7 protein-coding genes are annotated in these 12,219 nt (G+C 62.4%); 5 read left to right on the forward strand and 2 right to left on the reverse strand.

Annotated features, from left to right (window positions below):
- The 3 genes from C2I19_RS20930 to C2I19_RS20940 form a co-directional block, all read left to right on the forward strand.
- Window positions 1–1,771: DUF748 domain-containing protein (locus C2I19_RS20930; protein WP_146056915.1), on the forward strand; the 1,771-nt coding region annotated here is incomplete at its 5' end.
- Window positions 1,772–1,935: 164 nt separating this feature from the next.
- Window positions 1,936–4,788, forward strand: a complete 2,853-nt coding sequence (locus C2I19_RS20935; RefSeq protein ID WP_103904505.1) for an adenosylcobalamin-dependent ribonucleoside-diphosphate reductase — start codon at window positions 1,936–1,938, stop codon at window positions 4,786–4,788.
- 911 nt (window positions 4,789–5,699) lie between these two features.
- A complete protein-coding gene (locus C2I19_RS20940; protein ID WP_103904506.1) occupies window positions 5,700–6,476 on the forward strand; it encodes a GNAT family N-acetyltransferase in 777 nt (258 codons plus the stop codon).
- Window positions 6,477–7,009: 533 nt separating this feature from the next.
- Here the strand turns inward: C2I19_RS20940 and C2I19_RS20945 are convergent.
- Window positions 7,010–7,942, reverse strand: a complete 933-nt coding sequence (locus C2I19_RS20945; RefSeq protein WP_103904507.1) for a LysR family transcriptional regulator — start codon at window positions 7,940–7,942, stop codon at window positions 7,010–7,012.
- A 95-nt stretch (window positions 7,943–8,037) separates the two neighbouring features.
- Here C2I19_RS20945 and C2I19_RS20950 point away from each other — a divergent pair, with 95 nt between their 5' ends.
- A complete protein-coding gene (locus tag C2I19_RS20950) occupies window positions 8,038–9,051 on the forward strand; it encodes an MBL fold metallo-hydrolase (RefSeq protein WP_199181321.1) in 1,014 nt (337 codons plus the stop codon).
- 75 nt (window positions 9,052–9,126) lie between these two features.
- Here C2I19_RS20950 and C2I19_RS20955 read toward each other — a convergent pair whose 3' ends face one another.
- Window positions 9,127–11,094, reverse strand: coding sequence for a monovalent cation:proton antiporter family protein (locus C2I19_RS20955; protein ID WP_103904508.1), 1,968 nt, complete (start codon window positions 11,092–11,094; stop codon window positions 9,127–9,129).
- Between the two features lie 116 nt (window positions 11,095–11,210).
- On the opposite strand from C2I19_RS20955, the gene C2I19_RS20960 reads away from it, so the two are divergent.
- Window positions 11,211–12,191: a KpsF/GutQ family sugar-phosphate isomerase gene (locus tag C2I19_RS20960; protein WP_103904509.1), complete on the forward strand. Its 981-nt coding sequence runs from the start codon at window positions 11,211–11,213 to the stop codon at window positions 12,189–12,191.
- Window positions 12,192–12,219 lie beyond the last annotated feature (28 nt).

Consider the following 12,219-nt stretch of genomic DNA (forward strand, 5'->3'; position numbering starts at 1 on the left):
CGTGATCAAGCTGGAAAACGGCGAGCTGCGCTGGCGCGACCTCAGCTTGCCCAAACCGCTGGACTACCAGTTGGACAAGCTCTACGCCCGCGTGCTGCCCGGCGATGGGCCGCGGCTGGCGCTGGACGTCTCGGCCCGCGCCGGCAACGGCGGGCTCGCCGCCAAGCTGGACCTGGACCCGGCCAAGCCCGCCGCGCGCGGCGACATCAAGCTGAACGCGTTGCCGCTGTCTCCGCTGGCGCCCTACGCGCTGGCCGGCACGCCGCTGAAACTCTCCGGCGGCGCAGCCAGCGCCGAATTGAAGCTAGACGCCGCCTCGTCCGACAAATGGCAGCTCTCCGGCCAGCTCAAGCTGGCCAAGATGGCGCTGCAGGAGCCGGGCGAGCCGCTGCCGCTGCTGGGCTGGAACACGCTGAGCCTCAGCCAGTTGCAGGCGCAGGGCATGCCGCTCAAGCTCTCCATCAACGACGTGCGGCTGGAACAGCCGCGCGCCCGCCTGCTGCTGGACCCGCAGCGCCGCCTGAATTGGCAGCGCATCTTCGCCGCCCAGTCCGGCAAACCCTCGTCCGGCAAGCCCGCGCCGCTGCCGCAGGTCGACGTGCACAGCATCCACGTGCAAAACGGCGCGGTGGAGTTCGCCGACCACGGCATGACGCCGGACTTCGCCACCCGCATGCACCATCTGCGCGGCAGCATCCAGAATCTGTCCACCCGCGCCGGCAACCGCGGCCGCATCACGCTGGACGGCGCGGTGGATCAGTACGGCGAGGTCAAGGTGCGCGGCGCGCTGTCGCCGCTGTCTCCCACCGACAGCACCGACATCTCGCTAAACTTCCATAATCTGGCGCTGAACAGCCTCAATCCTTACTCGATGAACTTCGCCGGCTGGCAGGTCAAGGACGGCAAGCTGTCGCTGGAATTGCGCTACCTGCTGGAGCATCGCCAGCTCAAGGGCGAAAACCGAGTAGTGATCGACTCCATCCAGCTGGGCGACGAGCTGAAGGGAGACAAGGGCCCTCACCTGCCCCTGCGGCTGGCCGTGGCGCTGCTGGAAGACAGCAACGGCCGCATCGATCTGGACCTGCCGGTGGCCGGCAGCCTGGACGACCCGCAATTCAGCTACGGCCAAGTGATCTGGAAAGCCGTGGTCAATATCGTCACCAAGGTGGTCACCGCGCCCTTCCGCGCGCTAGGCGCTCTGCTGGGCGGGGAAGGCTTCGACGACATCCGCTTCGTCGCCGGCGAAGCCCACGTCAGCCCGCCCGAGCGCGAGAAGCTGGACAAGGTGGCGGAGCTGATGGCCAAGCGGCCCGGCATGCGCTTGGACATCTCGGGCGGCTACGCCGACGACGACGCCAAGCAGCTGGCGCGCGCCCGCGTCGACTCCGCCGTGCTGGCCGCCGCCGGCCACCCGCCGCTGGACGACGAGCCGCTGCCGACGCTGGATTTGAAGGACAAGCAGACCCAAGCGGCGATCAAGACCGTCTACGGGCGCAAGATAGGCCGGATCAAGCTGCTGGGCCATATGCTGAAACCGGGCGGCCCGTCCGGCGAGGCGCAGGCCAAGCTGTTGCGCGACGAGTTGCTGGCCGAGGAAAAAGTGGGCCAGGCAGACCTCGTCAAGCTGGCCGAGTTGCGTGGAGACAACGCTCGAAAAGTGATGTTGAAACACCGCCCGGAACTGGCGGATCGCCTGGCGCTAGCCGCGCCGCAGAAGACTTCCGCCAATCGGGACGGGGTGGAACTGGCGGTGAAAATCACCGCGAAATAGCCCCGGGCCGGGCCGGCTGCGTTACAATCGCAGCCGGCACCCGACACAACAGCTTGCGTTTATCACCCCAGCGGCGTAACAACATATAGTGTGCTACGCCGTTTTTCACGCCTACGCAGCCATGCCATCGTCGTTGAACATCGTTTCAGAAGGATGAGCGCTCCATGCAGCAGGAAAACATCGCCGCCATGGCGGAACAAGACATCTCGCGCGAGGTGTTGCTGGAAAAATACGCCAAGAACGGCGAACAAAGCGTCAGCGAAGTGCGCCGCCGCGTCGCCCGCGCGCTGGCGGGGCTGGAGCAAGACCCGGCCCGTTTCGAACCGCTGTTCTTCGAGGCGCTGGACCATGGCTTCATTCCGGGCGGCCGCATCAATTCCGCCGCCGGCACCGAGCTGTCCGCCACGCTGATCAACTGCTTCGTGCAGCCGGTGGGCGACTCCGTGTCCGAAACCGAGCATGGCAAGGCAGGCATCTACCAGGCGCTGCTGCAGGCTGCCGAAACCATGCGCCGCGGCGGCGGCGTGGGCTACAATTTCTCGCGCATCCGCCCGCGCGGCGCCCACGTCAAGGGCACCAATAGCCGCGCCTCCGGCCCGGTGTCCTATATGCGCGTGTTCGACCGCAGCTGCGAAACGGTGGAATCGGCCGGCGCGCGCCGCGGCGCGCAGATGGGCGTGCTGGACATCAGCCACCCGGACGTGGAGGACTTCATCCACGCCAAGGACCAGGGCGATCTGCGCAATTTCAATATTTCGGTGGGCGTGTCCGACGACTTCATGCGCGCGGTTGAAGCCGACGGCGACTGGCAGCTCACCCACGCGGTGGCGCCCAATTCCGACGCTTTCCCCGGCAGCTTCCAACGAGAAGACGGCCTGTGGGTGTACCGCACCGTGCGCGCCCGCGAGCTGTGGCGGCAGATCATGGCCTCCACCTATGACCACGCCGAGCCGGGCGTGCTGTTCATGACTCGCATCAACCAGGACAACAATCTGTCCTACTGCGAAGTCATCGAATCCACCAATCCCTGCGGCGAACAGCCGCTTCCAGACTACGGCTGCTGCGACCTGGGCTCGATCAACCTGACCCGCCACGTGCGCGCGCCGTTTGGCGAGCAAGCCAGCTTCGACTTCAAATCGTTTGAAAAAGTGGTGCGGATGTCCGTCCGCATGCTGGACAACGTGCTGGACCTGACCGTGTGGCCGCTGCGGGAACAAGCGCGCGAGGCGGCCAACAAGCGCCGCGTCGGCCTCGGCTTCACCGGTCTGGGCGACGCGCTGATCATGCTGAAAATACGCTACGACAGCGAGGAAGGCCGCCGCTTCGCCGCCCGCATCGCCGAGAGCATGCGCGACGCCGCCTACGACGCCTCGGTGGACCTCGCCATCGAAAAAGGCGCCTTTCCGCTGTTCGACGCCGATAAATACTTGGCCGCGCCGCACTGCGCCAGCCGCCTGCCGGCCAAGATCCAGGCCCGGATACGCAAGCACGGCATCCGCAACTCCCACCTTTTGTCCATCGCGCCCACCGGCACCATCTCGCTGGCCTTCGCCGACAACGCGTCCAACGGCATCGAACCGCCGTTCTCGTGGTTCTACACGCGCAAAAAGCGCATGGCCGACGACACGCAGCAGGAATACCTGGTGGAAGACCACGCCTACCGCGTGTGGCGCATGCAGGGCGGCGACACCGCCCGTTTGCCGGATTATTTCGTCTCCGCGCTGGAAATGAGCGCGCTGGACCACATGCGCATGGTGGCCGCCGTGGCGCCCTATGTCGACACCGCCATCTCCAAAACCGTCAACGTGCCGGCCGACTACCCCTTCGAGGACTTCGAAAGCCTGTACCTGGAAGCCTGGCGCAACGGCCTCAAAGGCATCACCACCTACCGGCCCAACAATGTGCTGGGCTCGGTGCTGTCGGTGGAGCCGACGCAAGCCGCCGCCGCGCCGCAAGACCTGTCCGGCGCCGCCAGCGACCCGGACCGCCGCGTCACGCTGAACACCGCGCCCACGCCGGCCCTGTCCAGCCTGAAATGGCCGAATCGCCCCAAACTGAAGGAAGGCAACCCGTCCTGGACTTTCATGGTGGAAGGCGACGCCGGCGATTTCGCCGTGGTGGTGGGCCATATGGAAAACGGCCGCGCCCAGCCCTTCGAATGCTGGGTCAACGCCACGGATGAACAGCGCGGCCTGTCCGCCATCGCCAAGACGCTGTCCATGGACATGCGCTGCCGCGACCGCGCCTGGCTGGCCGCCAAGCTGGACGCGCTGTCCCGCGCCAACGGCGACAAGCGCTACCGCTTCACGCTGGGCGACAAGACCATACACGCCACCTCCGCCGCCGCCGCGCTGGGCCAGGTGGTGCGCCACCGCGTGGAACAGCTGGGCGCGCTGCAACTGGACGCCGGCGAAGCCACGCCGGTGATGGACGCGCTGTTCGCGCGCAAGGAGCCGAAATCCGGCAGCGACGGCACCATGAGCTGGTCCGTGGACGTGGTCAATCCGCAAACCGGCGACGACTTCGTGCTGTTCCTGAAGGAGCTGGTGCTGCCCAACGGCAAGCGCCGCCCCTATTCGGTATGGCTGGCCGGCGCCTACCCGCGCGAGCTGGACGGGCTGTGCAAGATGCTGTCCCTGGACATGCGGGTGATAGACCCGGCCTGGATAGGCCTGAAACTGCGCAAGCTGCTCAACTACGCCGAGCCGCAAGGCGACTTCTTCGCCCGCATCCCCGGCCTGGAAAAATCGCAAAGCTGGCCGTCCACCGTGGCCTATCTCGCCCGCCTGATCATCCACCGCTACGCCATGCTGGGCGTGCTGACCGAGGAAGGCGTGCCGGTGGAGGACATGGGCGTGATGGCGCCGGAGCAAAGCGACCTGTTCGCCCAGGAAGCGCCGGCCCAGCTCAAGCCCCTGGCCGGCAAGCCCTGCCCGGAATGCGGCAACCACGCGCTGATCAAGAAGGACGGCTGCGAATTCTGCACAGCCTGCGGCCATGTCGGAGCCTGCGGCTAAAACCGCCTTGCGGCGGTCCGGCCCGTGTGTGAGTGACAGCATAAGCTGCGACTTTTGCCAGCATAAGCTGCGACTAAACATATCTTCGCTTCCGCTGTAGTTTTATAACAATGCCCTACGATCTTTTGATCGTGGGGCATTTTCTTGTTGGCTATAGATTTTCCCGCGTGAAAAAGCTCGGCAATCCAAAGAATGAGCCGAGCTGATTGAAGGTTTACTTGTGATCAGAAAGAATCAAGTCTGTCACGAGGCAATGAAGCATTTCACGACAATGACATGATCTGCTTGTTGCCAGTAGTAGTAAGCAAAGAGGCCCGGAAGGGCCTCTTTTCGATTGAGATTGTTGAGTTTGAGGATGCACAAGGGAGAGGGTCGAAGGGGCTGCTCGTCGGCCTTATGTGAAGCTCCACATAAAGCCGAATTGCCGCCGACGGGGCTGCTTCATAGTCAGTTGGTCGGCCAAAGCGGACGAACCAGCCAAAGCCCACACTGACCGCTACCGACCCGTTGCAGTCTGTCATGCCGTCTGAGGGCCAACGGCAGCTATCCGCTTGGAGCCGCTCCTCATGTGCTCAAACCACCGACAGCAGGTCGGCCCAAGCGGTCGATAAGCGGTCCAAAAACCGATGTCCGGTTCTGTGTACAGATAGGACATTGCGGTATTTCCTAGAACTGGATTGCCTACATGGGTCTCGAGATATCTAGCGAAGCGAGGAGGGACAGTTTCAGGCTAATGAACTAATATTCATAAAAAAAGTCTTACTTCACTACCATTAAAATAGGTAGCCACTAATAAAGTCTATGATTTTGCAAAATTCTCACAAGAAATAAACTGAGGCAATCAATCAAATAAACAGGCGGTCTCAAACATTTGAATTGCCTATGCATTGTAATCAAAAAAGAGTTGAAATATGAACGCTGCATTAATAAACTCATACCGCGAAGCCGAAGATTATTTTTTTAGAGGCATCTCATTCAAATGCTTGGATCTAGATTGTGGAGCCACTGCTTATATGACAGGCGGTGCTGGGCTAAATCTGATTTACATTGCAAGAGTCACAAACGGTATTGATAAGATTTTAATCAAAGGAAAGCAGTTTTACGATCAAGATGATCTTTCTTTTGACGTTATCATCCCGCAAGAGTGGTGTGACTCCCAAGTGGTGAGTATTTTAAATTCCATGGATTATGAACAGCAAGAAAAATCCGTTTCTATGATTGTGAATCTGGATGAGTTTGCAATTGATAGAACTTCCAGTTTTGATTCGGAAACTGTGATCAAGGCGAATGATGATAAATTAAGTGATTGGATTGTGCCATTGGCAGGTGCATTTGAGTCTACTTTTGAAACTTGTTCGATCTATGCAGGCAGACATGAAATCGCTTTAAAAAATAATGTCAATCTTTCTCATTACAGTTTGTACAAACAAGGAAAGCCAATTGCATCCATTACTGTTTCACTTAATAACGGTATTGCGAGGGTGGATGATGTAGGAACATTGCCTGAGTTTCAAGGAAAAGGGTATGCAACTCATCTTGTGCATTATGTGCTATCCAAGGCAAAAACATTAGGCGCAAAATATTCATTTTTAGAATCATCCAGTCATGGGGTTGGGGTCTATGAAAAATTGGGATTTGAGCCTCTTTTTGAAAATAATATTTATTCAAAGAGATTCAAAGAGAAATGAGTTGCACGGGAATGAGCCGATACCTGTCGGCTACCCAACCGCACTTCATCGCCATCGCTTGGGCATCAGCCACTTACCTCCATCCTCTACCGTTAGTGGCTAGAGTCCAAAGTCGATATCAACATGTTTTGTTGAATATTTTTTTTAAATCATGTTGTTATGTTTTTTGTGGGCAAAATGCTCTTTCTCATGGGGAAATCGCAACTTATGCGTAAATTTCAGGAGAAAATCGCAGCTTTTGCCGGCAATTGATTGCAACTTATGCTGGTTAGGCTGTCTGTAAGTTATTGATTTTAATTGATGCCTAGTCGCAGCTTATGCTGTCACCCACACCATGCTGAAACTTATGGCGGATCACCCCTGCCGTAGGGCGGAATCCCGGCATAGCGCGTAGCGCGGGTTGGCCAAAGGCCATACCCGCGAACTGTGCGTCACATGGACAAAACAGCCATCCCATCGCTAGAGAAGCAGGCCAACCTCGCCCTCGAAATGATCGCGGGTATGGCCTGCGGCCAAGCCGCGCTACCTGGCCTTCACGCGCCTGAAGGCGCGCCGAGCGCGGCTTCGGCCACCACGCCGCGCAGCCACGCCAGCGCCGGGTCTTTGTCCTTGGCCGCATGCCAGAACATCGAGATTTCAAACGTCGGCGACGGCAAGGGCAGCGGATGCGCGATCAGGCCTTGGCAATCCGCCCAATGCTCGGCCAACGCGGCCGGTACGCTGGCCAGCGCCGCCACCTCGCGCAGCAAGCTGGGCAAGGTGCTGAATTGCTGAGTGGTGTACTGCACCTGCCGCAGCAGGCCGCGCTCTTCCAGCAGCCGGTCTATGCCGCTCTGGAACGCGCCGCGATACGTCACCAGCACATGCGGATGAGCGATGTAATCCTGCAGGGTAAGCGGACCGGCCAGGCGCAGCCTGTCGCCATGGTGGAGGCAGCTGAACCCCATCTCGGCCAGGGACTCGCTGCGCATCCAGCCCGGCCGTTCCGGCAGCGTCGCCACGCCCAGCTCCATCTCGTGCCTTTCCAGCATGGCCGCGCCCTGAAAGGGATCGGTAGTCTTGACGGCGACGCGGACCCGCGGCGCCTGGCGGCGCAATTCGGCGAATACCCGCGGCATCAGCCAAACTTCCACCCAATCCGGCATGGCCAGCGTGAACGTGCGCTCGGCGCTGGCCGCATCGAAGCGCTCCGTTTGGAACAAAGCCGTTTGCACGCTTTGCAGCGCCGGCAGCAGCTCCGCCTCCAGCTTCAAGGCGCGCGATGTCGGCTCCATGCCGTTCACCCCGCGCACCAGTAGCTCGTCGTCGAACAGGCCGCGCAGCCGCGACAGCGCGCCGCTCACCGCCGGCTGGCCGATGAACAAGCGCTCGGCCGCGCGCGATACGCTGCGCTCGCGCATCAGCACTAAAAAGGTCACCAGCAGATTCAAATCCACCGCACGAAAATCTCTTTCGCTGATAGTCATTATCTTTTCAATCAATTTGAATGATATGACTGCGTATTGGAACATGGCTGCACTCCCGCAAGCAAACCGCTGCGGCACACCCTTCAGGAGCCAGCATGATTTTCCAACGCATCCGAGTCCTCTCCGCCTTCGTCGCCAGCCTGGGCATGGCCATCCCCGCCGCCGCGCTGCTGCCGGCCAGTTCCGCCTACGCCGCCGCGCCGCAGGTCCGCGCCCAGGCGCCCGGCTATTACCGAATGATGCTGGGCCAGTTCGAAATCACCGCCTTATCCGACGGCACGGTGAAAATCCCGCTGGACAAGCTGCTGACCAGCGAGCATCCGGAACAGGTGCGGCAGCTATTGACCGCCGATTTCCAGAAGCCCTCGCAGGCGGAAACTTCGATCAATGCCTTCCTGATCAACACCGGCACCAAGCTGCTGCTGGTGGACACCGGCGCCGGCCATCTGTTCGGACCTAAGGTGGCGGGACAGCTGCCGGCCAATCTGCGCGCCGCCGGCTACAAGCCGGAAGACATAGACGCGGTGCTGCTGACCCATGTGCATCTGGACCATTCCGGCGGCCTTACCGAGGCCGGCAAGGCGGTGTTTCCGAATGCCGACGTTTATCTAAGCGAAAAAGAGGCCGACTTCTGGCTGCATCCGGCCAACAAGGCCGGCATGAAGGCGGACGGCAAATCGGGATTCGACCAGCGCAAGGGCTTCGACCAAGCTCAGGCCACGCTGGCGCCGTATCTGACGGCCGGCAAGGTCAAAACCTTCGCCGACGGCGCCGAACTGTTCCCCGGCGTGCGCGCCATCGCCGCGCCGGGCCACACGCCTGGGCATGTGTTCTATGAGGCGGCAAGCCAGGGCCAGCGCATGCAGTTCTGGGGCGACGTCATCCACGCCCAGGCCGCGCAGTTCGCCCACCCCGAGGTGGCCATCCGCTTCGACGTGGACTCTCCCGCCGCGATCAAGCTGCGGCGCCAGGCGCTGGCCAATGCCGCCGATCAAGGCTATTGGGTCGCGCCCGCCCACGTTTCCTTCCCCGGCTTCGGCCATGTCCGCCGCGCCGGCAAGGCCTTCGCCTGGGCGCCGGCCAACTACAGCCAGGACGGATTGAACTGAGGCGCCCGTGAAAAAGGCCGCGGCAAAACCCGCGGCCTTCCTCTCAGCATGGCCAAACCGCCGTCAGCCGACGGCTCACTCGCCCTGCAAGATGCGCGACTCCGCCTGCGCCAATTGCTCCGGCGTGCCCAGCAAGACCAGGATGTCGTCGGCCTGGATTTCGAAACTGGCGTCGAAATCGGTCCGTCGCGCCCGCTGGCGGCGGATGGCCTTCACTTCCACGCCCAGATCCTCCAGGCGCAGGGCGCCCAGCGGCTGGCCGACGGCGAAGCCGCCGCACACTTGCACGCTGAGCAGCCTGGGCACCATCGCCTCCTCCAGGCTCTCCACCTCGTCGCTGCTGCCGCGGAAGAAGCCGCGGAACAGGTCGTAGCGCTCCTCGCGCACCGCGCGGATGCGGCGCAGCACGCGGCTGGGCGGCACGCCGGCTTCCAGCAGCGCCTGGGAGGCCAGCATCAGGCTGCCCTCCATCACTTCCGCCACCACCTCGTCCGCTCCGGCCCGGCGCAGCACGTCCATTTCGCTGTCGTCCACCGTGCGCACGATGACCGGCAACTCCGGCCTGGCCTCGCGCACCGCATGCAGAATGCGCAGGGCGGCATGGGTATCGGCAAAGGTCACCACCACTACCTTGGCCCGCATCAGGCCGGCGGCGATCAGCACTTCCTTCTTGCCGGCATCGCCGAACACCACCTGGTCGCCGGCCTCTCCCGCCTCGCGCACGCGCTCGGGGTCCATGTCCAGCGCGAACATATTGATGTTCTCGGTCTCCAAGAGCCGCGCCAGCGCCTGGCCGCTGCGGCCGTAGCCGCAAATCAGCACGTGCTCATTCTTGCTCATGCTGGCCACCAGCATCTGGTGCAGGTCCAGCGATTGCAGCATCCAGTCCTGCTTGATCAGCCTGCGGGTGATGCGCTCGCCGTACAGGATCAGGAAGGGCGCGATCAGCATGGATATCAGGATGGCGGCGATGGCGGCCTGGGCCATGACCGCAGGCACCAGCTTCAGATTCATCGACAAGGCCAGCAGCACGAAGCCGAACTCGCCGCCCTGGGCCAGCGCCAACGCAGAACGCATCGCGTCGTTGGCGCGGTGGCCGAACAAGCGCCCAAGGCCAAACACCACGCCCAGCTTCAAGGGCAGCAGCAGCGCCAGCAGCAATAGCACCACGCCGCAATGCTCGAACAGGACAGACAGCTCCAGGCGCATGCCCACGGTGATGAAGAAGAAACCGAGCAGGATGTCGCGGAAGGGCTTGATGTCCTCCTCCACCTGATAGCGATATTCGGTTTCCGAGATCAGCATGCCGGCGACGAAGGCGCCCAGCGCCAGGCTGAGGCCGGACAGCTCGGTCAGCCAGGCCACGCCCAGCGTGACCAGCAGCACATTGATCATGAACAGTTCGCCGGAGCGCTGCCGCGCCACCAGGTGGAACCACGGCCGCACCAGGCGCTGGCCGAAGAACAACAACAGGGCCAGTACCACCACGATCTTGCCGCCGGCCTTGGCCAGATCCAGCCACAAGGTGTCGCTGCCGCCGGCGAAGGCCGGCAACAGAATCAGCAAGGGCACCACGGCAATGTCCTGGAACAGCAGCACGCCTATCGCCAACTGGCCGTGCGGCTGGTTCAGTTCCAGCCGTTCGGTCAGGAGCTTGCTGACGATGGCGGTGGACGACATCGCCAGCGCGCCGCCTATGGCCAGGCCGGTCAACGGGCTGCCGCTGAGCCAGCCTATCGCCAGCGCCACCAGCAGCATGGTGGCCGCCACCTGGGCCAGGCCGACGCCGAACACCAGCTGCCGCATGGCTTTCAGCTTGGGCAGGGAAAACTCCAGCCCAATGCTGAACATCATGAAGACGATGCCGATTTCGCCGAGGAAGGCGGTTTCCTCGCCTTGCGGAATCAGCCGCGCCACGCCCGGTCCGGCCAGGAAGCCCACCACCAGATAGCCCAGCATCGCCGGCACTCTCAGGCTGCGGCACAAAGTCACCACCAGCACGGCGGCCAACAGGACGAGAACGATGGGAGCCATGGAATGCATCGGCGGCGGGATCTCCTGGACGGGCAAGAAATGGAAACATCAAAAAACGACGGCCAAGCAAAAGTTGCACCAGCTCGCGCGTCAATCGATTATAACCTTTGATATACTTTTACCTTATGGAAAAAATACAAGACACCCGGCGCCTGGAATTGGCGCGCGAAGTCCTGCATGCCGAGTCCGCCGCGCTGAGCACGCTGGCAGAGCGGCTGAACGGCGACTTCCTCGCCGCGGTCGAGGCCATCCTCGCCTGCGAGGGCCGCGTCATCGTCACCGGCATGGGCAAATCCGGCCATGTCGCGCGCAAGATCGCCGCCACGCTGGCCAGCACCGGCACGCCGGCTTTCTTCGTCCATCCGGCCGAGGCCGCCCACGGCGACCTGGGCATGATCACCGGCCGCGACGTGGTGATCGCGCTGTCCAACTCCGGCGAATCCGCCGAGGTGGTGTCCCTGCTGCCCGCGCTGAAGCTGAAGGGCGGCATGCTGATCGCCATGACCGGCCGGCCCGAATCCACGCTGGCGCAGGAGTCCGACATCCTGCTGCACACGCATGTGGACAAGGAGGCCTGCCCGCTGAACCTCGCGCCCACTACCAGCACCACGGCGCAAATCGCGCTGGGCGACGCGCTGGCGGTGACGCTGATGGAAGTGCGCGGCTTCGGCCAGAGCGACTTCGCGCTGTCCCATCCCGGCGGCAGCCTGGGCCGCCGCCTGCTGGTGCACGTCAAGGATTTGATGCACGCTGGCGACGCCCTGCCCCGCGTCGCGCCCGGCACGCTGCTGAAGGACGCGCTGCTGGAAATGTCGCGCAAGCGGCTGGGCATGGTCACCGTCAGCGACGCCGACGGCACGCTGCATGGCATTTATACCGACGGCGACCTGCGCCGCACCCTGGAAAAGGGCGCCGACGTCTACCGCCTGACGATAGACGAGGTGATGGGCCGCCAGCCGCGCGCCATCCAGCCCGACAAGCTGGCCGCGGAGGCCGGCTTCCTGATGAAACAGCACCAGATCACCAGCCTGGTGGTCGTCAACGCCCAAGGCAAGCTGGCCGGCGTGCTGCACATGCACGACCTGCTGCACGCCGGCGTGTTTTAACTCAGCCGTCCAGTCGCGAGACTGGCGG

Source organism: Chromobacterium alticapitis (genome assembly GCF_002924365.1).
Lineage (GTDB): Bacteria > Pseudomonadota > Gammaproteobacteria > Burkholderiales > Chromobacteriaceae > Chromobacterium > Chromobacterium alticapitis.

What these genes read in the sequence shown, in the direction of transcription:
- C2I19_RS20935 (WP_103904505.1), top strand. Translation starts at nt 1,936, where the DNA reads ATGCAGCAGGAAAACATCGCCGCCATGGCGGAACAAGACATCTCGCGC.
- C2I19_RS20940 (WP_103904506.1), top strand. Translation starts at nt 5,700, where the DNA reads ATGAACGCTGCATTAATAAACTCATACCGCGAAGCCGAAGATTATTTT.
- C2I19_RS20945 (WP_103904507.1), bottom strand. Translation starts at nt 7,942, where the DNA reads ATGACTATCAGCGAAAGAGATTTTCGTGCGGTGGATTTGAATCTGCTG.
- C2I19_RS20950 (WP_199181321.1), top strand. Translation starts at nt 8,038, where the DNA reads ATGATTTTCCAACGCATCCGAGTCCTCTCCGCCTTCGTCGCCAGCCTG.
- C2I19_RS20955 (WP_103904508.1), bottom strand. Translation starts at nt 11,094, where the DNA reads ATGCATTCCATGGCTCCCATCGTTCTCGTCCTGTTGGCCGCCGTGCTG.
- C2I19_RS20960 (WP_103904509.1), top strand. Translation starts at nt 11,211, where the DNA reads ATGGAAAAAATACAAGACACCCGGCGCCTGGAATTGGCGCGCGAAGTC.